Raw genomic sequence first — 21,422 nt, 5'->3', positions numbered from 1 at the left:
CCGGCCGGCGGCCCTTTCCTGGTTACTGTGCAGTCCCTTGACGGAAAGAAACTTCCCGGATATTCGTGACTCCTCGGAAGTTTCCTTCAGCGGTTCTCCTCTGGAAGGAGCGCACGTGCCCGACACCAGCACGGGAAGCGACACCGGCCCGGGAAGCACGCGAAGAGACACCGTACGGCCGTCCCGGCGCGCCGTCCTCGCCGCCACCGCGGGCCTCACCGCCGCGCTGACGGTCCCGGCCACCGCGCACGCCGCCGACGACCGCCGGCTGCGCGCCCTGATCTCCCGCATGACGCTTCAGGAGAAGGTCGGCCAGCTGTTCGTGACGCGGGTCTACGGCCACTCCGCCACCGACCCCGACCAGGCCGACATCGACACCAACCTGAAGGAGCTGGGCGCCCGCACCGCCGCCGAGCTGATCGCCAAGTACCGGGTCGGCGGCATCATCTACTTCACCTGGGCGCACAACACCCGCGACCCGCGGCAGATCGCCGCCCTGTCCGACGGCATCCAGCGGGCCGCGCTGGACCAGCCGCGCGGGCTGCCCGTGCTCGTCGCCACCGACCAGGAGCACGGTGCGGTGTGCCGGATCGGCAAGCCCGCCACCCTGCTGCCCGGCGCGATGGCGATCGGCGCGGGCCGCTCCCGCTCCGACGCCCGGACGCTCGGCCGGATCTCCGGCACCGAACTGCGCGCGCTCGGCATCCACCAGGACTACTCCCCCGACGCCGACGTGAACGTCAACCCGGCCAACCCGGTCATCGGGGTGCGCTCCTTCGGCGCCGACCCGGACGCGGTCGCCGCGTTGGTCGCCGCCGAGGTGCGGGGCTACCGGTCGGCCGGGGTCGCGACGAGCGCCAAGCACTTCCCGGGGCACGGGGACACCGCCGTCGACAGCCACTACGGCTTCCCGGTCATCACGCACAGCCGCGAGCTGTGGGAGGGACTGGACGCCGTGCCGTTCCGGGCCGCGATCCGGGCCGGCGTCGACACGGTCATGACCGGGCACATCCAGTTCCCGGCCCTGGACGGCTCCGGCGACCCGGCCACCCTGTCCCGGCCCGTCCTGACCGGCATCCTGCGCGAGGAACTCGGCTACGACGGGGTCGTCATCACCGACTCCCTCGGCATGCAGGGCGTGCGCGCCAAGTACGGCGACGACCGGGTGGTGGTGCTCGCCCTGAAGGCCGGCGTGGACCAGCTGCTCAACCCGCCCTCGCTGGACGTGGCCTGGAACGCGGTGCTGACGGCGGTACGCGAGGGCGAACTGACCGAGGACCGGCTCGACGAATCGATCCTGCGCATCCTGCGGCTGAAGGCCCGCTACGGACTGTTCGACGACCCCTGGTCCCGCGCGGACCGCATCGACCGCACGGTGGGCACCAGGGCCCACCTGGCCGCCGCCGACCGGATCGCCGAGCGCACCACCACGCTGCTGGTCAACGAGGACGGCACGCTGCCCTTCGACCGCCGCCGGGAACACCGGGTGCTGGTCGTCGGCGCCGATCCGGCCTCCCCGTCCGGCACCACCGGCCCGCCCACCGGTGTGCTGGCCGCCGCCCTGACCGAGCTGGGCTTCGCCGCCACCGCCCTGTCCACCGGCACCGCGCCCTCCGCGGCGAGCATCGACAAGGCGGTCGCGGCGGCCGGGGACGCGGACGCGGTGGTGGTGGCCACCTACAACGTGACGCCGGGCAGCTCCCAGCGGATTCTGGTGGACCGCCTGCTGGCCACCGGCAGGCCGGTGGCCGTGGTGGCGATCCGCAACCCCTACGACATCGCGCAACTGCCCGCCGTCCGGGCCTGCCTGGCCACGTACTGCTGGACGGACGTCGAACTGCGCGCCGCCGCACGGGTCCTGGCCGGCCGGGTGGCACCGCGCGGGCGGCTGCCGGTGCCGGTGCAGCGGGCGGACGACCCGGCGCGGGTGCTGTACCCGGTCGGGCACGGGCTGCGGTACTAGGGCCGCAGCGCGGGCTCCCGCTCCATGTCCCGGGCGTCCAGCCGCGCGTCGTAGCGGGCCAGCGGCTTCGCCTGGTCCACGGTGGCCCGCGGCAGGCCCGCCCAGGCCAGGATGCGGGCGGTGGCGAGGCTCTTCTCCTCCGCCACCAGCCCCGCCACGTTCGCGCCGTGGTTCATGCCGGGCGCGGTGAGGACGTAGGAGTCACGGGCGCCCGCGCCGACCCGGAAGCGCTCCGAGCCCCACGGGTCGTTCTGGCCGTAGACGAAGAGCATGTGCGTGGCGTGGTGCCGGACCCAGGTGTCCACGTCCCGCATCGCCTGCGGCCGGAACCGCATCGGGATGGAGCGGGGGACGTAGTTCCGGGGCGGCTGGTAGCCGTAGCGGATCAGGTGCCGGTCGATGGCGGGGAAGTGGATGGTGGGCGCGCCGAGCTGGGTGCCGGCCTGGTAGTAGTACGGGGTGTACGGGGCCAGTCCCTGGTCGGTGTAGGCGTCGAAGCCGGAGATGGTGTCGAGCGAGGTCCACAGCGCGTCGTCGCTCGCCGTGGCCGCGTCCGCCGGGACCGTGTCGCAGTCCTTGAGCAGGCTGTACTGCCAGAAGCCCCACGCGTAGTCCAGGACCACCGCCTCGTAGGCCCGGTCCAGGCCGCCGACGGTGTCGAAGGTGAGGCCCTTGCCGGCGGCGTACGCGGCGTACCTCTCCTCCAGCCGCTCGCGGCGCACCAGGGCCTCGCGCTGGACGGCGGTGAGCCGGTCCCGGCACTCCTTGGTGCCGACGCGGGCGAAGAAGCGGTCGTAGGCGGAGTCCTCGTCGTTCACGACGTCGTTCGGGGCGACGTAGGCGACGACGCCGTCCATGTCGTCCGGGTAGAACCGCTCGTAGTAGGTGGCCGTCATGCCGCCCTTGGAGGCGCCGGTGGCCAGCCAGTTGGCCGGATACACGGCCTTCAGCGCCCGGAACACCCGGTGCTGGTCGCTCGCGGCCTGCCAGATGTCGAGCTTGGACCAGTCGGCCGGGTCGGGACGGGAGGGGCTGAAGAAGCGGTACTCCAGGGAGACCTGGTTGCCGTCCACGATCTGGGTGGGCTCGCGGCGCGAGGGGTTGGTGGAGACGTGGTAGCCGCCGGTGTAGAAGACCGTGGGACGGCTCACGTCCTTGTGCAGCACGGTGATCCGCTGCTGGAAGGTGCCCCGGTCCGGGTGGCGGTGGTCGACCGGCTGGGTGTAGGTCAGGACGAAGTAGCGGTAGCCGGGGTACGGCTTCTCCTCGGTCAGGCTCATGCCGGGTATCGACAGCAGCCGGTCCTTGATGTCGGTGGGCTCGTCTCCGGCGGCGGTGGCCGCTCCGGCCGTCGTGCCCAGTGTGCCGACGAGGACGATGAGCGCCAGCAGCCATCCGAGCGCCTTGCGCATGCGCACTCTCCCCTGTGAGACAGATGTGCGCCGGAAACTATCCCAGCGCGTGCCGCCCCACCAGAGGACGTCCGCTGTCCGCCGGTCCGCCGCCGGTCAGCGGCTCAGCACAGGATCCAGCCGGAGCTGACGGAGTAACGGCCCACCGCGCCCCTGATCCACACGCAGCGGTGTCCGGCGTGCACGGTCACCGGGCCGGCGTGGTGGGTGTAGCGGCCCTTGTCGACGACCGGCCGGTTGCCGCGCGCCTGCACGCTGACCGACATGGTCCGGGCCGGGCCGGGCTTGCGGGTGACGGTCACCGCGCAGACGTAGCCGTCGCGCTTGTAGACGTGGGTGATCCCGGTCTTGAACGGCAGGGTCCGCACCTCGCGTCCGGCGCAGCCGCCGGACGCGGCCTCGGCGGTCCCCGTCGCCGTCAGCGCGAGCGCCCCGGACGCCGCCAGCACGGCCGCACCGAGCGCCAGTCGCCGGCGTATCGCACCACGGTCCACTTCGTCCTCCCCGTACCCGGTCACACTCCCCCGTCTCCGTACTGATGTACGGACGCACACGTGTGCCGGATGGTTGCACGACCGTCAGCGGAACGTTTCGGCGGGGGGCCTCAACGGGCCGCGCCGACCGGTTCCTCCGGCTCCGGCCGGCCGACGAAGGTCCGCCACAGCTCGGCGTACCGGCCGCCGCGGGCCAGCAGCTCCTCGTGGGTGCCGTCCTCGGCGACCCGGCCGTGGTCCATCACCACCACCCGGTCGGCACGGGCCGCGGTGGTCAGCCGGTGCGCCACCACCAGCGTGGTACGACGGCCCGCCAGCCGGTCGGTGGCCCGGTTGACCTGCGCCTCGGTGGCCAGGTCCAGAGCGGCCGTGGCCTCGTCCAGCAGCAGCACGTCCGGGTCGACGAGTTCGGCGCGGGCGAGGGCGATCAGCTGGCGCTGGCCCGCCGAGAGGTTCCGGCCGCGCTCGGCCACCTCGTGCAGATAGCCGCCCGGCAGCCCGGCGATCATCTCGTGCGCGCCGACCGCCCGGGCCGCCGCCTCCACCTCGGCGTCGGTGGCGTCGGGCCGGCCGTAGGCGATGGCGTCGCGGACGGTGCCCGGGAAGAGGTACGCCTCCTGCGGGACCACGCCGAGCCGGTGCCGGTAGGAGGTGAGGTCCAGGTCGCGCAGGTCCGTGCCGTCGGCCGTGACCCGCCCGCCGGTCGGGTCGTAGAACCGCGCGACCAGCTTGACCAGCGTCGACTTGCCCGCGCCCGTCTCGCCGACGAAGGCGACCGTCTGCCCGGCCGGGATCCTCAGGTCGATGCCGGTGAGCGCCTCCTCCTCGTCGCCGTAGGCGAACCGCACGTCCTCGAAGGCGATGTCGCCGCGCAGCGACAGGACCTCCAGCGGGGCGTCGGCGGTCTCGGTGGACGTCGGCTCGCGCAGCAGCTCCTGGATGCGGCCCAGCGAGACGGTGGCCTGCTGGTAGCCGTCGAAGACCTGGGAGAGCTGCTGGACGGGCGCGAAGAACAGGTCGATGTAGAGCAGGTAGGCCACCAGGGCGCCGGTGGTGAGGGTGGCCGCCTGGACCCGGTGCGCGCCCGCGATCAGCACGGACGCCGCCGCGACCGAGGACAGCAGCTGGACGAACGGGAAGTACACCGATATCAGCCGCTGGCCGCGCACGCGGGCGCGCCGGTAGCCGTCGCTGCGCTCGGCGAACCGCCGGCCGCCGTCCCGCTCGCGCCGGAACGCCTGCACGATCCGCAGCCCGGCCACCGTCTCCTGGAGGTCGGCGTTGACCCCCGAGACCCGCTCGCGGGCCAGCTCGTACGCCTTCACGCTGGCCCGGCGGAAGAAGAAGGTGGCCACGGCCAGCGGGGGCAGGGTGGCGAAGACGACGAGCGCGAGCCGCACGTCGAGGACCAGCAGGGCGACCATGATGCCGAAGAAGGTGACGACCGAGACGAACGCGGTGACCAGGCCCGTCTGGAGGAAGGACGACAGCGCGTCGACGTCCGTGGTCATCCTCGTCATGATCCGGCCGGTCAGCTCGCGCTCGTAGTAGTCCAGGCCGAGCCGCTGGAGCTGCGCGAAGATCTTCAGCCGCAGGGTGTAGAGCACGCGTTCGCCGGTGCGGCCGGTCATCCGGGTCTCGGCGATCTGCGCGGCCCACTGCACCAGGACGGTCAGCAGGGCGAGCAGGGAGGCCGCCCAGACCGCGCCGATCGCCATCCGCGTCACGCCGGAGTCGATGCCGTGCCGGATCAGCACCGGCAGCAGCAGGCCCGCGCCCGCGTCCACCGCGACCAGGGCCAGGCTCACCAGCAGCGGCGGCCAGAAGCCGCGCAGCAGGCGGCGCAGGCCGTAGGAGTCCTCGGGCAGCGTCGCGCGGCCCTCGTCGATGTCCGGGGTGTCGGTGGCCGGGGGCAGCGCCTCGACCTGGGCGAGCAGTTCCGGGGTGGCCGGGGTGCCGGCGAGCGCCTGGTCCTTGGGCTCGCGGTCGCCGGTCCACAGCCGGGGGGTCACACCCCGCTCGGCGTCGAACTCGGCGTCCAGCTCGTCGCGGACGGAGGTGTCGTCGGCGGGCGCGGCCGGGCGGGCGCGGCCCGGGGAGACACCGCCCAGCTCGTCCGGGTCGGTGAGCAGCCTGCGGTACAGGGCCGAGCGCTCCTGGAGTTCGTCGTGGGTGCCGATGTCGGCGAGCCGGCCGCCGTCCAGGACGGCGATGCGGTCGGCGAGGTTCAGGGTGGAGCGGCGGTGGGCGATGAGCAGGGTGGTGCGGCCCCGCATCACGTGCTTCAGCGCCTCGTGGATCTCGTGCTCCACGCGGGCGTCGACGGCCGAGGTGGCGTCGTCCAGGACCAGCAGCCGCGGGTCGGTGAGCAGGGCGCGGGCGAGTGCGATGCGCTGGCGCTGGCCGCCGGAGAGGGTCAGGCCGTGTTCGCCGACCTTGGTGGCGTAGCCGTCGGGCAGCTCGGCGATGAAACGGTCCGCCTGGGCGGCGCGGGCGGCTGCCTCGATCTCCTCGTCGGTGGCGTCCGGGCGGCCGTAGGCGATGTTGGCCCGGACGGTGTCGGAGAAGAGGAACGAGTCTTCGGGGACGAGTCCGATGGCGGCCCGCAGGGAGTCCAGGGACAGTTCGCGCACGTCGTGGCCGCCGACCAGGACGGCGCCCCGGTGGACGTCGTAGAAGCGCGGCAGCAGCAGCGAGAGGGTGGACTTGCCGGAGCCGGAGGAGCCGACGACGGCGAGGGTCTCGCCGGGCCGGATCTCGAAGCTGATGCCCGTGAGGACCGGGCGCTTGTCGTCGTAGCCGAAGGTCACGTCGTCGAACTCGACGGTCGCGGGCGCGTCGGCGGGCAGCTCCTTGGTGCCGTCCGCCAGCGTCGGCTCGGTGTCGATCAGCTCCAGCACGCGTTCGGTGCCGGCCCGGGCCTGCTGGCCGACCGTGAGCACCATCGCGAGCATCCGGACCGGGCCGACGAGCTGGGCCAGGTAGGTGGAGAAGGCCACGAAGGTGCCGAGCGTGATGTGGCCGTGGACGGCGAGCCAGCCGCCGAGGGCCAGCATGGCGACCTGGCCGAGCGCCGGGACGGCCTGGAGCGCCGGGGTGTACCGGCTGTTCAGGCGGATCGTGCGCAGCCGGCCCGCGAACAGCCGGCGGCCGACCTCGCGGAGCTTGTTGGTCTCCTGCTCCTCCTGCCCGAAGCCCTTCACCACGCGCACACCGCTGACCGCGCCGTCGACCACGCCGGCCACGGCGGCGGCCTGCGCCTGCGCGTACCAGGTGGCCGGATGGAGCTTGGTGCGGCTGCGCCGGGCGATCCAGCCGAGGGCGGGGGCGACGGCGAGGGCGACCAGGGTCAGCGGCAGCGACAGCGACGCCATGATCCCCAGCGAGATCAGGAAGAGCAGGACGTTCCCGATGGTCATCGGGAGCATGAACAGCAGGCCCTGGATCAGCTGGAGGTCGCTGGTGGCGCGGCCGACGACCTGCCCGGTGGACAGCTCGTCCTGGCGGCGGCCGTCCAGCTTGGTGATCGTGGCGTACATCGCGGTGCGCAGGTCGTGCTGGACGTCCAGGGCGAGCCGGCCGCCGTAGAAGCGGCGGACGTAGGTGAGGACGTAGACGAGGACGGCGGCGCCGATGAGCGCGCCCGCCCAGGGGCCCATGGCGCGGCTGTGGTCGCCGATCACGTCGTCGATGATCACCTTGGTGATCAGGGGGACGACGGCCATCACCGCCATGCCGGCGAGGGAGGAGCCGAGGGCCAGGACGACGTCCTTCGGATACCGCCAGGCGTATCCCGCGAGCCGCCCGGCCCATCCCCGTTGCGCTGCCACGCCGGTGCCTTCCGTTCGTCCTGCTCTGCCGGAAGGCACCAACGCGGCTGGATGCGGATTTCATCCCTCCGCAACATTTCCGCGGGCGGCCGGCGGGCGGGAGAGGAGCGGAGGGCGGGCCGCCGACCGGTGCCTCCGGCACGCACCCGGAGGCGGACGCGCCGCTCCGCGGGCCGTGCTCGGCCACGGCGGACGGCGGCCCGGACGCTCCGCCTGACGGCCCGGACGCTCCGCCTGACGGCCCACGACCGGGCGCCGGACCGCGACCAGGTGCCGCCCCGCGACCAGGTGCCGCCCCGCGACCGGGTGCCGGACCATGACCGGAGTGCGGCTGACGGCCGCTCCGTCCGGGCGGCCCTCGGCCGGGCGCACGACCCGCGACCGGGCGCCGGGCCACGACTGGGCGCCGGGCCAGGACTGGGCGCCGGGCCGCGATCAGGCGCCGGACCAGACTGGATGGCGGCCTACGGCCGTGCCGTCCGGGGCAGCGCGGCCGGGCGCGGGCCGCCGGGCGCCGTCCGCCGCGTCACGGGGTCTTGGTCAGGTGCGTACCCGCAGGTAGTAGAAGCGGGTCGTCTGGGCCGGGTTCTGGTTGTCGTCGCTGACCAGGAGGACCTTCAGGCGGCCCTTGGCGTCGCGGCCGGTGACCGTCATGCCCTCTATGTTGTCCAGCAGCGGGTTGGGCTGGGGCTGCCGGGCCGTGGCGCCGAGGCTCGGGCAGGCCGCGATGTCGGCCAGCAGGGTCTTCTTCACCAGCCGTACGCCGCTCTGGCCCGTCAGGTTCTCGATGCCGGCGGTGTCGGTGGCGTGGCGGGCGTCGGCGAGGTAGAGGCGGACGGTGTTGCCGACGCCGGCGGTGAAGCCGCGCTCCAGGACGAGGAGGCGGCCGTCGGGGGTGGCCTGGACCTCGGGGACGCCGAGGCCGGGGTCGGTGCGGTAGGCGTACTGGGCGGCGGGCGTGAAGTGTCCGCGGTGGCGCCGCCAGGTCTGGAAGCGGACGATCCCGGCGGAGTCGCCCGCTATCGCGTACTCCATGGAGGCCAGCAGGGTGCGGCCGCCGGGCAGCAGGGTCAGGCCCTCGAAGGTCTGGTTGGCGGTGGCCCGGCCGGCCGGGGCGACCCGGAGGGCGGCGGGCACCGGGAGCCGGTCCAGGATCTCGCCGGCGGGGCCGTAGCGGCGTACGGACGGCTCGGTCTCGGAGGACACCAGCCGGGTGCCGTCGCGGTCGACGGCCAGGCCCTCGGAGTCGAGGTCGGCGCCCTTCTCGTCGGCGAGGCGGACGACCGCCTTCGGCCGGAGGGTACGGGCGTCCAGCCGGAACAGCGACGAGCGGTCCCCGAGGGCCGCGAGCGAGCCGTCCCGGTCCACGGCGAGTGCGGAGAGGTTGCCGGTGTACGTGCCCTCGTACGTCGTCTTGTCGAGCGCGTCGGAGAAGCGGTCGAGGACGACGTACGGCGAACAGGCGTGGTTGCCCGGCGAGTGGGCGGCGGCGGGCCCGGCGGCGGTCGGGGAGGTGACCGCCGCCAGGCCGGCGGCGAGGCCGGCGAATACGGTTCTCAGGCGCATGGCCGTCACCGTAGGGCCGGCCGGTGGCGTGCGGGAAGCCGCCCGGTGAAGCGTCAGCCCTGCGGCGGCGCGGCGACGAACGCCTCGCGCGGCTGGCTGGTCGGAGTGAAGCGGGTGACACCGGTCGTGGCCGGCACCAGGTCCTTGTGGATGGCCTTGGCAACGTTCTGGATGGTGGTCACGCCGTAGTTCATGGTGCTGTTGTCCTGCGTCAGCACGGTGATCACGTAGTCGTGGCCGGCGCCCTTGAAGGTGCCCAGGCTGTGCACGCGCCAGCCGTGCGTGGAGCGCTGCAGCCAGCCGTTCTTGACGTGCACGGAGACGGAGGACGGCGCGCCGGCCGGGGTGCCCCAGCGCTGCGAGGAGACGACCTGGCCCATCAGCTTCTGGATGTAGTCGCGGGAGTTGTCGCTCAGCACGCTGTTCTTGGCGGTGACGAGCTGGAGCAGCTTCTGCTCGTCGTTGACGTTCTCCTGGGTCAGGCCCCAGTAGCCGCCCGTGCCCGGCACGGTCTTGGTCATGCCGGCGGCCTTGAGGAAGCCCTTGATCTTCGTCATGCCGAGCTGCTTCCAGAGCTTGCTGGTCGCGTCGTTGTCGGACTTGGTGATCATGGCCTTGGCGAGCGACTGCTCGGTGCTCGTCAGGTACCGGTTGTGCTTCTTGGCGTCCCACAGCAGCGTGGCGAGCACGGTCACCTTGACGGTGCTGGCCGAGTCGTAGGCGCTGGTGGCCCGCAGGGTGCAGGTGGTCTTGGTGCTGCGGTCGTACAGGCCGACGGCGACGGTGCCCTTGCGGCCGGCGAGGGCGGAGGTGATGTCCTTCTTCAGCTTGGCGGCGAGGCCCGCCTTGGCCGACGTACAGGTCACGGCCGGGGTGGCGGCGGCGGCCGGAGTGGCGGCGGCGACGGCGGGTATGAGCAGCGCGGCACTGACGACGGCCGCGAGCGCGCCGGCCCGGCCGGTGGTCCGGTGAGTCATGAAAAGTCCCCTTGGAAGTCGAACGGGCGTCCCCCTGAACGCCGTTGAGCGCACCCGTGCGCTGCCTGATGGGACTCGTCAGAGCGGTCGAAAGTTGCACGCGTGTTCGGAAAACAGGGGTTCTTTACCGGATCATCACCGGACCGCGACCGCGCAGGCTCCGTCCGCCTGATTCCGAAAACCGTCCAGTGCGGACGGCTTTGGCTAGAGTTGCGGGTGACGTGCGCCGTACCGATGGGCGCCACCGGGGATACGGGCGCGCATTCGTCGGTGTACGTCAGCGCGGCGGGGTCTGGCCCCGGGTGCCACCGGAGCCAGACCGCAGCGCATGCGCCGGGTGGGTCCGGCCGATCTCAGGCCGGTCGGACTCGCCTCGCTGCATCCGGCGAAGTCGTCCCTTCGGCCCGAACCACATCCACGTCGTCGCCCTACTTGGCGAACACCTGCACACACACCGCGACAAGGGGGGCCAATGGCGTCAAAAGCGCGACCGCGGCCCGCACCCATCGGGGAAGCGGTTCCGGCTCGCTCTCTGTGGTGCCACGCCTGCTCCTTGCCATGCCAGCGCTCCTCTCGCCGTAGCGTCCCGCGCGCTGCGGGATCCGGCCCTGGCGGGCCGGAGCACTGGACGGCGATCGAAGTACCGGCGACTCAGAGCATACTGGCCGCCCGTGGACCGAGTCGGCGCCTTTCGACCATCAAGTCGGCGGGCGGACGGCGCACTTGGCCATCACCGGCGAGTCAGGCCTCGAAGTCGTAGTCCAGGTCGTAGGCCGACGAGTCCAGCACCATCTCGTTGACCTCGACGGCGAGCCCTTCGGAGTCGAAGGCGGTACGCGCGACGAGTACGACCGGCACGCCCGCCGGCGACTCCAGCCGCTCGGCCTCCTGCGCGCCGGGCATCCGGGACCGGATCTCCTCCCGGAACCGGACGGGCCCGTGCCCCGGCTCCGCGAGCCTCGCGTACGTGCCACCCGGCCCGGTCTCCGGCGGGCGGCACGCCCGGAGGCCGGCAGGCCGGGAGATCGGTGTCCGCCTCGCCTGGTACGAGGGCCGGCTGCGCGTGGAGGTCGCCGACGCCAGCCGGGCCCGGCCGCCGCCGAAGACGGCGGCGGCCGACGACGGACAGGGCCGTGGCCTCGCCATCATCAGCGCCCTCTCGATGCGCTGGGGCCGCTGTCCCCGGCTGTCGCTGCCGGCCTGTGGTCAGTCCAGGTGAGTCGGGGCGAACATGCGCAGGACCGCCGGGAGTACGACCACCGACGGGCCCGGGGTGGACAGGGCCCGGGTCAGGTCCTGTTGCAGGGTTTCCGGAGTCGTGTGGGTGGCCGTCACGCCGAAGGACTCCGACAGGGCCACGTAGTCCGGGCGGTGGAGTTCCGTGGCCGTCGGTTCGCCGAAGGCGTCCGTCATGTATTCGCGGAGGATGCCGTAGCCGCCGTCGTCGATGACCAGCCAGGTGACGGGGAGGTCGTACTGCTTGGCCGTGGCCAGTTCGGCGATCGAGTACAGCGCTCCGCCGTCGCCGGAGACCGCCAGGACCGGGCGGGTCGGGTCGGCCGCCGCCGCGCCGAGGGCCGCCGGGAAGCCGTAGCCGAGGCCGCCCGCGCCCTGGGCCGAGTGCATCAGGTTCGGGCCCTGCGCGTCGAACGCCGACCAGGCCCAGTACGCCAGGATCGTCATGTCCCAGAAGGACGGGGAGCCGGCGGGGAGGGATCGGCGGACGGCCGACAGGACGTTTTGTTCCAGGGTCAGGTTCTGCCCGTCTATCCGGGCCGCCACCTTGGCCAGCAGCTCGCGCACGCGCTCCGGTGCCGACTCGTCCCGGCGCTCCTGCGTCGTCTCCAGCAGGGCCTGGAGGGCCGTGCGGGCGTCCGCGTGGATGCCTACGGCCGGGTGGTTGGACTCCAGTTTGCCGAGGTCGGCCTCGATCTGGATCACCCGGCCCCGCGGCGCGAACGTGTGGTAGTTCGAGGAGAGTTCGCCGAGGCCCGAGCCGACCACCAGCAGGACGTCCGCGTCCTCGAGGAAGTCCGTCATATGCCGGTCCTCCAGCCAGGACTGGAGGGAGAGCGGGTGGTTCCACGGGAACGCGCCCTTGCCGCCGAACGTCGTCACCACCGGCGCGTTCAGCTTCTCCGCCAACAGCCGCAGCTTGCCCGAGGCGTCCGACCGTACGACCCCGCCGCCCGCGATGACCGCCGGGCGGACGGCACGCGACAGCAGGTCGGCGGCCAGCGCCGTCAGTTCGGGGCGCGGGACCAGGTCGTCCGGGGTGGCGTCCATCGCCGTCACCACCGGCAGCGCGGCCGGAGCCAGCAGCACGTCCTGCGGGATCTCCACCCACACCGGGCCGTGCGGAGCCGTCAGCGCCGACTTCCAGGCCGCCGCGATCGCCGACGGAATCTGGGACTGGCTGCGGACCGTGTGGACCGACTTCACCACGCCCCGGAACGAGGCCGACTGGTCGGGGAGTTCGTGGAGATATCCCTTGCGGGCCCCGCCCAGGCCCGCCACCGGGACCTGGCTGCTGATCGCCAGCACCGGCGCGCTGGCCGCCGCCGCCTCCTGGAGCGCGGCCAGCGACGTCAGCGCGCCCGGGCCCGTCGACAGGAGCAGCGGGGCCGCCTCGCCGGTGACCCTGCCGTACGCGTCGGCCGCGAAGCCCGCGTTGTTCTCCACCCTGAGGCCGATGTAGCGCAGCGAGGAGCGGCGCAGGGCGTCGAACATGCCGAGGGCGTGCTGGCCGGGCAGGCCGAAGACCGTCGTCGCGCCGAGCCCGGCCAGCGTCTCCACGACCAGGTCTCCGCCGTTGCGCCCCGGGGGAGGGTTCAGGGCGGCGGTGATCTGCGCCGGCGTGGGGCGGAGTACCAGGTCGTGGTCGTGGGTCACTTCGCTTCAGCGTCCTTCCGGGCCGCGGCGATCTGGCGGCTCATGATGGTGGTCAGTTCGTAGGCCGTGTGGGAGGCCGCGACCGAGGTGATCTCGGCGTGGTCGTACGCGGGCGCCACCTCGACGACATCGGCCGACACCAGGTTGCAGGACGCCAGCCCGCGCAGGATCTCCAGCAGCTCGCGGGAGGTCATGCCGCCCGCCTCCGGAGTGCCGGTGCCGGGCGCGTGCGCCGGGTCCAGACAGTCGATGTCGATGGAGATGTACAGCGGGCGGTCGCCGATGCGCTGGCGCAGCTGGTCGGCCACCTCGTCGGCGCCGCGGCGGTAGACGTCCGCCGAGGTGACGATGCCGAAGCCCATCTTCTCGTCGTCGGTGAGGTCCTGCTTGCCGTACAGCGGGCCGCGGGTGCCGACGTGGGAGAGGGCCGAGGTGTCGAGGATGCCCTCCTCCACCGCGCGGCGGAACGGCGTGCCGTGGGTGTACTCGGCGCCGAAGTAGGTGTCCCAGGTGTCCAGGTGGGCGTCGAAGTGCAGCAGGGCCACCGGGCCGTGCTTCTTCGCGACCGAGCGCAGCAGCGGCAGGGCGATGGTGTGGTCGCCGCCGAGGGTCATCAGGCGGGCGCCGGTGCCGAGCAGGTCGTCGGCGGCGGCCTCGACGGTCTCCACGGCCTCGTTGATGTTGAACGGGTTCACCGCGATGTCACCGCCGTCGGCGACCTGCGCCAGGGCGAACGGGGAGGCGTCCTGCGCCGGGTTGTACGGGCGCAGCAGCCGGGACGCCTCACGGATGGCGTTGCCGCCGAAGCGGGCGCCCGGCCGGTACGAGACGCCGGAGTCGAACGGCACGCCCACCACGGCGACATCGGCGGTGCCGACCTCGTCCAGGCGGGGCAGCCGGGCGAAGGTCGCGGGGCCGGCGTACCGCGGGACGCGGGAGGAGTCGACGGGGCCGCGGGGCGTCTCGTTGCTGCTCATGGTGAAAATGCCTTCTTTCCTGCGCTTCGTCGCGCATGTACTGCTTTCCCTATGACTCTACTGGTGAGCCGGGACCGTTTCGGACGGGAGTTCGGAAGACCGCCCGGCGAGGCGCTCGCGCCAGGCGGCGAGCACCGCCTCGTCGGTGGGCCGGGTGGCCAGGGAGACGGCGACGTAGGCCACGAGGGAGGCCGACAGGCCGTAGTAGACGGGCTCGTTGGCGAGGATGCCGTAGCCGGCCATCAGGCCGATGACGGCCAGGCCGCCGACGCCGACGGCGGCCAGCGCGCCGCGGGCCGTGCCGCGCTTCCACAGCAGGCCGCCGAGGATGGGCACCAGCAGGCCGCCGACGAGCAGGTTGTACGCCACGGTGAGCGCCTCGACCACGTTGTTCAGCGCGATCGCGGTGCCGATCACGGCGAGGCCCATGACCAGGATGAAGGCGCGGTTGCCGGCGACCTCGTCGTGTTCTTCGTGCTCCCCGGAGCGCTTGGCGAGGCCCCGCAGCCGGGACCAGATGTCGTTGTTGGCGACCGTGGCGCAGGCGATCAGGGCGCCGGAGGAGGTCGACATCACGGCGGCCAGGGCGGCGGCCAGCACCAGGCCGCGCACTCCGACGGGGAGTTCGTCCTTGACGATGGTGGCGAAGGCGTCGTCGGGGCTGCCCAGCTCCGGGTAGAGCACCTTGGCGGCCGTGCCGATCACCGCGCCGGCCACGGCGTAGGCCAGGCAGTAGGTCCCGGCCACCGTGCCGCCCCAGCGGGCGGTGCGGTCGCTGCGGGCGGTGAACACGCGCTGCCAGATGTCCTGGCCGATCAGCATGCCGAACGTGTAGATCAGCACATAGGTGAAGATCGTCTCGCCGCCGATGCCCAGCGGGTCGAAGTAGGAGGCCGGCAGCTTCGCCCTCATCTCGGCGAAGCCGCCCGCCTTGACCACCGCGATGGGCAGCAGCAGGAGCAGCACGCCGATCGTCTTGACGACGAACTGCACCATGTCGGTCAGGGTGATGGACCACATCCCGCCGAGGGTGGAGTACGCCACGACGATCGCGCCGCCGATGACGATCGCCACCGTGCGGTTCACGTCGAACAGCACGTCGAAGATGGTGGCGTAGGCGATGGTGGAGGTCACCGCGAGCATGAGGGTGTACGCCCACATGACCACGCCCGAGATCACGCCCGCCCGGCCGCCGTAGCGCAGGTCCAGCATCTCGGAGACGGTGTAGACCTTCAGGCGGGCGATGCGGGCGGAGAAGAACACGGACAGGGCGAGGAGGCCGAGGCCGATGGTGAGGACCATCCAGGCGCCGGACAGGCCGTACCGGTAGCCGAGGCCCACGCCGCCGATGGTGGAAGCGCCGCCGAGGACGATCGCCGCCATGGTGCCGGAGTACATGGCCGGGCCCAGGCGGCGGCCCGCCACCAGGAACTCGCTCTTGGACTTGGCGCGGCGCATGCCCCACCAGCCCATCGCCAGCATGCCGGCGAGATAGACGACGATCACTGTGTAGTCGACGGCCATGGGGCGGCCCTCCTTCGCGCACTGTCCGGTGGCGTGTCGTGCAGATACTCCGCAGGGGTCGGCAGCGGCTCGCGGGGACATCCGCCCGTACCCGCGGCTGCCGTGCTCCCTTGACAGTAGGTGGCCGGAAAGCGACTGCGAAGTGTACGTTTCCTCCAGAGGAACGGGGCGGGATGGAGGGTGTGCACACCATGCCGGAAACGATCGCCCCGGCCCCTGCGGTCCCGCCGACCCCGCCCGTCCCGCTCCAGGCGCTGCTGGCCCGCGAGGACCTGGCCCTGCGGCAGATCGCCGGGCCGGCGGACACCGGGACCGTGCTCCACGGGGCGCACACCTCGGAGATGACCGACCCCTACCCCTATCTGCTGGGCGGCGAGCTGCTGCTCACGGCCGGAGTGCACATTCCGGAGGCGGCCGGCTCCGGCACCTATTTCGACGCGTACGTCTCCCGGATCGTGGCGGCGGGCGGCGCGGCCCTCGGCTTCGGCGTGGCCCCGGTGCACGAGGCGGTCCCGCGCGCCCTGGTCGCCGCCTGCGAGCGGCACGGCCTGCCGCTGCTGGAGGTCCCGCCGCAGACCACGTTCGCGGCCGTGGCCCGCGCGGTCTGGCAGCTGATGGCCCAGGCCCGGCTGGCCGAGCTGCGCCGCGTCACCGAGGCCCAGCGGAGCCTCGCGGCAGCCGCCGCCCGTCCCGACCCCATCCCCTCCGTCCTCCGGCGGCTCTCCCGGCACCTGTCCGGCCGGGCGGTCCTCTACGGCCCGGACGGCACGGAGATCGCGGGAGCGGGACAGGAGACGCCGGGGGACGTGCGGGCGGCCCTGGCCGCTCTGGCCGACGTGGTGAGGCCCGCCTCCCACCCGGCGAGAACCCCCGCGCACCCCGCCTCCGCCACCGACACCCGCGGCGGGGTCCACCTCGCCGTGTACGCGCTCGGGGCCGGGGAGGGGTTCGTGCTCGGGGTGGCGAGTGCGCGGCGGGAGGCCGGGGACCACACCATCGCGTCGGTCGCCGCCGTGCTGCTGGCCCTGCTGACCGGCGAGCACCACAGCGGGGCCGGCGCGGCCCGGTCCTCCGCGCTGGTACGGCTGCTGCTCGGCGCCCCGCCCGAGGAGGTCGCCCCGCTGCTCGGCGCCGGCCGGTGGCTCGTCGTGCACGCCCGGCCGGAGGCCCAGGCGCCGGACCCGGTCACCGCCTCCGCGCTCGGCGCCGCCCTGGCGTCGCCGCTGGTCGACCTCGCCGACGACGTCGTACGGGTCCTGGTGCCCGCCGACCGGGTGCCGCAGCCGCAGCCCGGCTGGACCCTCGGCGTCAGCGCCCCGGCCGGGCCCCGGGAGTGGCCGGCCGCCGACACCCAGGCCGCCCGCGCCCTGGCCCGCGCCCGCGCCACCCGCGCCCCGCTGCTCCGGCACGCCGGCCGCCCGCGCTCGCGGACCTCGTGCCGGCGGCGGACGCCGAGGCCCACGCCCGTACCCTGCTCGCCCCCCTCGCGGGCCGGCCCGCGCTCGCCGAGACGCTGCGCACCTGGCTGTCGCTGCACGGCAGCTGGGACCGTACGGCGGTGGCGCTAGGCGTGCACCGCAACACCGTGCGGCAGCGCATCGCCCGCTGCGCGGCCCTGCTGGACACCGACCTGGACCATCCGGACGTGCGCATGGAGCTGTGGTTCGCACTGCGCCAGGACTGACCGCGCCGCCGCGTGACCCCCGTCCCAGCGGGCGGTATCCCCGGGACCGGCGCCCCGCGCTGCCCCACAATGGGAGCCATGCCGATATCCGGGACACCCAGCCGCGCCCAGCTCGTCGACCATCTGGTGCGCACCCGCATCGCGGGGGACGTCGCCACGCCCCGCGAGAACAACCTCTCCCACTACCGTCAGCTCGCCAACGGTGTCCGCAACTTCTGGTTCGGCCTGGAGCTGGGCGACCGCTGGACGGACGAGCAGGACGTGCTGGCGGTCATGGCCGAGCGGGTGGGCGTCAACGACGACCCGGAGTACCGGTACGGACAGGACACCATCGACCCGGAACTGACCGTGGCGGCGCTGGAGCGGATGGCGGCGCGGCTGCGCAAGGCGGCCGAGGGACGCCAGCGGGTGCTGTTCGCGACCGGGCACCCGGGCGGGCTGCTGGACGTGCACCGGGCCACGGCCGCCGCGCTGCGTGCCGCCGGCTGCGAGATCGTGGTCGTGCCGGACGGGCTGCGGACGGACGAGGGGTACGTGATGCAGTTCGCGGACGTGGCCGTGCTGGAGCACGGGGCGACGCTGTGGCACACCCACTCCGGGGAGCCGATGCGGGCCGTCCTTACCGGACTCGAGCGCGAGGGGCGTCCGCTGCCCGATCTGGTCGTCGCCGACCACGGCTGGGCCGGATACGCGGGACAGCACGGCGTCGACTCGGTCGGGTACGCCGACTCCAACGACCCGGCGCTGTTCCTCGCCGAGGCCGAGGGAACCGTGCAGGTGGTGGTCCCGCTCGACGACCACGTGGCCAGTCCCCGCTACTACGACCCGATGACGGCGTATCTGCTGGCAGCGGCCGGACTGGACTGACGGGTCCCCACCTGACCGGACGCCACCTGACCGGGCGTCAAGAGGCGCGCGCAAAGCGGTGTGCGGCCCCGCGAGGAGGCCGCACACCATGTTCCGTTGTTCACCTCGGATCAGTGGCCGCCGCCACCGCCGCCGTGACCGCCGCCACCGCCGCCGCCGTGGCCACCGCCACCGCCGCCGTGGTCGCCGCCACCGCCGCCGTGGTCGCCGCCGCCGCCGCCGTGGTCGCCGCCGCCACCGTGGTCACCACCGCCGTAGCCGCCATGGTCACCGCCGTAGCCGCCGTGGTCACCGCCGTAACCACCGTCGTGGTCGCCGCCGTAGCCACCGTCGTGGTCGCCGTAGCCGTAGTCGTCGTCATCGTCATCGTTGTTCCACCAGCCATGGCCCCCGTCGTCCCGGCTGTAGGAACTGTCGCTGCCGTAGTCCGACGCGGAGGCCGTCGCGGCCGTGCCGAACGCGGCCCCGCCTGCCAGCAGCAGGCCGGAGGCGGACAACGCGACAAGACGCCTCGTGCGCTGTGATCGCATGGGAATACCTTCCATCTCCATCGTCTCTCGCGGTTCCTCGGAGGAAGCGCGAGGTGGATGGCCGTCGCCGCGGCTGATGAGGAAGATGCGGCGCGGTCTTCTCGTGTCACCGCAGCAGGATCGAACGAGACGGCGTCTTCACCGATGCCCCCACAGTCCACCCGTACGCGATCGCGCCGGCGGGTGCTGCGGCCGGGAGCCGGAGGTTCCGGAAATCCCGCATCCGGGGCATGCCGTTCACTGCGGCCTTCACTCAGAGAGCCTAATCGGACATACGCCACAAGTCATCTCGAACGACACGGCTGTCACGGCTGTCTCGGAACGCGGACCACGCCCTCCTGGATGACCGTGATGGCGAGCCGTCCGTCCTGCGTGTATATGCGGGCCTGGCCGAGGCCCCGGCCGCCGGACGCGGACGGCGACTCCTGGTCGTACAGCAGCCATTCGTCGGCCCGGAAGGGCCGGTGGAACCACATCGCGTGGTCCAGCGACGCCCCGACGACGTCCCCGACCGCCCAGCCGCCGCGCCCGTGGGCGAGCAGCACGGAGTCCAGCAGGGTCATGTCCGAGACGTAGGTGGCGAGGACGACGTGGCGCAAGGGGTCGTCGCCGTCGAGCTTGCCGTTGACGCGGAACCACACCTGTGAGTGCGGTTCGCGCGGCTCGCCGTAGCGGCCGTACGGCGGCTCGTCGACGTACCTGAGGTCGACCGCCTCGCGGGCCTCCAGGAACCGCTCGACGACCTCCGGGGCGAGGTGGCCGTAGCCGCGCAGCCGCTCCGGGGAGGTGGGCAGGGTCGCCGGGTCGGGCGCGGCGGGCATGGGCGCCTGGTGGTCCAGGCCGTCCTCGTACACCTGGAAGGACGCGGAGAGGTGGAAGATCGGCTTGCCGTGCTGGACGGCGACCACCCGGCGGGTGGTGAAGGACCGTCCGTCGCGGATGCGGTCCACGGTGTAGACGATCGGCGCGCCCGGGTCGCCGGGGCGCAGGAAGTACGCGTGCAGGGAGTGGGCGGGCCGGTCGGCGGGGACCGTGCGCCCGGCGGCGACCAGCGCCTGCGCCGCGACCTGCCCGCCGAAGACGCGCGGGACGACGGCGGGGCGGGACCGGCCGCGGAAGATGTCCTCCTCGATCTGCTCCAGGTCGAGCAGATCGAGGAGGTCCTGGAGTGCCTGGCTCATGAGGTGCAGGTATACCCCGGTGTGGCCGCGGTGCCCTTACAGGCCCATGTCCTTGGCGATGATCGTCTTCATGATCTCGCTGGTGCCGCCGTAGATGCGGTTGACGCGGTTGTCCGCGTACAGGCGGGCGATCGGGTACTCGTTCATGTAGCCGTAGCCGCCGTGCAGCTGGAGGCAGCGGTCGATGACGCGGTGCGCGACCTCGGTGCAGAACAGCTTGGCGGAGGCGGCCTCGGCGGGGGTCAGCTCGCCGGCGTCCAGCGCCTCCAGGGCGCGGTCGGCGACGGCCTCGGCGGCGTCCACCTCGGCCTGGCAGGCGGCCAGCTCGAACTTGGTGTTCTGGAAGTGGGCGACCGGCTTGCCGAAGACGGTGCGCTCCTGCACGTACTGCTTGGCGAACCGGACGGCGGCCTTGGCCTGGGCGTAGGCGCCGAAGGCGATGCCCCAGCGCTCCGAGGCCAGGTTGTGGCCGAGGTAGTAGAAGCCCTTGTTCTCCTCGCCGAGGAGGTCCTCGACGGGCACCTTGACGTCGACGAAGGCCAGCTCGGCGGTGTCGGAGGTGCGCAGGCCCAGCTTGTCCAGCTTGCGGCCGATGGAGTAGCCCTCGGACTTGGTGTCCACGGCGAACAGGGAGATGCCGTGGCGGCGGTCCTCGGCGGTCGGCGCGGCGGTGCGGGCGCAGACGATCACCTTGTCGGCGTGCACGCCGCCCGTGATGAAGGTCTTGGCGCCGTTGAGGACGTAGTGCGTGCCGTCCTCGCTCAGCTTGGCGGTGGTCTTCATGCCCGCGAGGTCGGAACCGGTGCCCGGCTCCGTCATCGCGATGGCCCACATCTCCTCGCCGGTGACGAACTTCGGCAGGTAGCGCTTCTTCTGCTCCTCGGTGGCGAGCATCTTGATGTAGGGCAGGGCGAGCAGCACGTGCACGCCGGAGCCGCCGAACTGTACGCCCGCGCGCGCGGTCTCCTCGTAGAGGACGGCCTCGAACTTGTGGGTGTCCAGGCCCGCGCCGCCGAACTCCTCGGGCACGCTGATGCCGAAGACGCCCAGCTCGCCGAGCTTGTAGTAGAAGTCGCGCGGCGCCTGGCCGGCGGCGAACCACTCGTCGTAGACCGGGACGACCTCGGCCTCGATGAAGGCGCGAAGGGTCTCCCGGAACGCCTCGTGATCCTCGTTGAACACCGTACGGCGCACGCCGCCACCTCCACGTACCTTGGCATGACTTCGGCATGTCTAAGCGCTTGCTCATTCACCGTACCGGCGAGTACGGAACTCCGTCCAGAGGGGTTCGGCCGTAATACTCGTCACGCCCTCCGAGCCGGCACGAGGAGACCGCACCTCGCCACCCCGAAAAGGCCCGGCCCCCGGCGGCACACCGGTCACGCCTCCCTCACGGCCCACAACAGCCGACCCGGCCCACCGGACGAAGCCCCCGACGGACGAGCCGGCCCACGGGCATGAAGTCCTGGCCCGACGAGCCCACCCCCGGACACGAGCCACCCCTGACCGACGGAATCACCCCCGG

General features: G+C 72.9%; 15 protein-coding genes and 1 pseudogene. 4 read left to right on the top strand and 12 right to left on the bottom strand.

What is annotated here, in order from left to right; all coding sequences use genetic code 11:
* Positions 1-115: 115 nt before the first annotated feature.
* On the top strand, positions 116-1,963 hold the full coding sequence (locus SCK26_RS24215) for a glycoside hydrolase family 3 protein (RefSeq protein ID WP_318203422.1): 1,848 nt from the start codon (positions 116-118) through the stop codon (positions 1,961-1,963).
* Here SCK26_RS24215 and SCK26_RS24210 read toward each other — a convergent pair.
* From SCK26_RS24210 to SCK26_RS24185, 6 genes are all read right to left on the bottom strand, one after another.
* The gene (locus SCK26_RS24210; protein ID WP_318203421.1) at positions 1,960-3,375 is read right to left on the bottom strand and encodes a S28 family serine protease; all 1,416 of its coding nucleotides are present in this window, start codon (positions 3,373-3,375) and stop codon (positions 1,960-1,962) included. The two genes, SCK26_RS24215 and SCK26_RS24210, sit on opposite strands and share 4 nt — an antisense overlap.
* 104 nt (positions 3,376-3,479) lie before the next feature.
* Positions 3,480-3,869 (bottom strand): hypothetical protein, encoded by a 390-nt coding sequence (locus SCK26_RS24205; RefSeq protein ID WP_318206078.1) that lies wholly within the window; start codon positions 3,867-3,869, stop codon positions 3,480-3,482.
* A 110-nt stretch (positions 3,870-3,979) separates the two neighbouring features.
* The gene (locus tag SCK26_RS24200; protein ID WP_318203420.1) at positions 3,980-7,699 is read right to left on the bottom strand and encodes an ABC transporter ATP-binding protein; all 3,720 of its coding nucleotides are present in this window, start codon (positions 7,697-7,699) and stop codon (positions 3,980-3,982) included.
* A gap of 540 nt (positions 7,700-8,239) precedes the next feature.
* Positions 8,240-9,265: an esterase-like activity of phytase family protein gene (locus tag SCK26_RS24195; RefSeq protein WP_318203419.1), complete on the bottom strand. Its 1,026-nt coding sequence runs from the start codon at positions 9,263-9,265 to the stop codon at positions 8,240-8,242.
* Between the two features lie 53 nt (positions 9,266-9,318).
* Positions 9,319-10,242 (bottom strand): serine hydrolase, encoded by a 924-nt coding sequence (locus SCK26_RS24190; RefSeq protein ID WP_318203418.1) that lies wholly within the window; start codon positions 10,240-10,242, stop codon positions 9,319-9,321.
* A 741-nt stretch (positions 10,243-10,983) separates the two neighbouring features.
* Entirely contained in the window at positions 10,984-11,157 is a 174-nt protein-coding gene (locus tag SCK26_RS24185; protein WP_412080864.1) for a UTRA domain-containing protein, read from the bottom strand.
* Positions 11,158-11,209: 52 nt separating this feature from the next.
* Between SCK26_RS24185 and SCK26_RS24180 the strand changes: the two genes are divergently transcribed.
* The gene (locus SCK26_RS24180) at positions 11,210-11,461 is read left to right on the top strand and encodes an ATP-binding protein (protein WP_318206190.1); all 252 of its coding nucleotides are present in this window, start codon (positions 11,210-11,212) and stop codon (positions 11,459-11,461) included.
* Here the strand turns inward: SCK26_RS24180 and SCK26_RS24175 are convergent.
* Genes SCK26_RS24175 through SCK26_RS24165 form a run of 3 tightly spaced genes read right to left on the bottom strand, consistent with a single transcriptional unit; the run spans position 11,449 to position 15,635 of the window.
* Positions 11,449-13,134, bottom strand: a complete 1,686-nt coding sequence (locus tag SCK26_RS24175; RefSeq protein WP_318203417.1) for a thiamine pyrophosphate-binding protein — start codon at positions 13,132-13,134, stop codon at positions 11,449-11,451. The two genes, SCK26_RS24180 and SCK26_RS24175, sit on opposite strands and share 13 nt — an antisense overlap.
* Positions 13,131-14,111: an agmatinase gene (gene speB, locus SCK26_RS24170; RefSeq protein ID WP_318203416.1), complete on the bottom strand. Its 981-nt coding sequence runs from the start codon at positions 14,109-14,111 to the stop codon at positions 13,131-13,133. The genes SCK26_RS24175 and speB overlap by 4 nt, the downstream gene beginning before the upstream one ends.
* Before the next feature lie 57 nt (positions 14,112-14,168).
* Positions 14,169-15,635, bottom strand: a complete 1,467-nt coding sequence (locus SCK26_RS24165) for a sodium:solute symporter (RefSeq protein WP_318203415.1) — start codon at positions 15,633-15,635, stop codon at positions 14,169-14,171.
* A gap of 173 nt (positions 15,636-15,808) precedes the next feature.
* Between SCK26_RS24165 and SCK26_RS24160 the strand changes: the two are divergent.
* Positions 15,809-17,319: pseudogene (locus SCK26_RS24160) on the top strand (PucR family transcriptional regulator ligand-binding domain-containing protein).
* A gap of 78 nt (positions 17,320-17,397) precedes the next feature.
* A complete protein-coding gene (locus tag SCK26_RS24155; RefSeq protein WP_318203414.1) occupies positions 17,398-18,186 on the top strand; it encodes a phosphatase in 789 nt (262 codons plus the stop codon).
* A 110-nt stretch (positions 18,187-18,296) separates the two neighbouring features.
* Here SCK26_RS24155 and SCK26_RS24150 read toward each other — a convergent pair whose 3' ends face one another.
* The 3 genes from SCK26_RS24150 to SCK26_RS24140 form a co-directional block, all read right to left on the bottom strand.
* A complete protein-coding gene (locus SCK26_RS24150) occupies positions 18,297-18,716 on the bottom strand; it encodes a hypothetical protein (protein WP_318203413.1) in 420 nt (139 codons plus the stop codon).
* A gap of 305 nt (positions 18,717-19,021) precedes the next feature.
* Positions 19,022-19,897 (bottom strand): acyl-CoA thioesterase II, encoded by an 876-nt coding sequence (locus SCK26_RS24145; protein ID WP_318203412.1) that lies wholly within the window; start codon positions 19,895-19,897, stop codon positions 19,022-19,024.
* 36 nt (positions 19,898-19,933) lie between these two features.
* On the bottom strand, positions 19,934-21,091 hold the full coding sequence (locus SCK26_RS24140; RefSeq protein WP_318203411.1) for an acyl-CoA dehydrogenase family protein: 1,158 nt from the start codon (positions 21,089-21,091) through the stop codon (positions 19,934-19,936).
* Between the last annotated feature and the right edge of the window lie 331 nt (positions 21,092-21,422).

The organism is Streptomyces sp. SCL15-4 (assembly GCF_033366695.1).
Taxonomy (GTDB): Bacteria; Actinomycetota; Actinomycetes; order Streptomycetales; family Streptomycetaceae; genus Streptomyces.
This window is presented reverse-complemented; position numbering and strand designations above follow the sequence as displayed.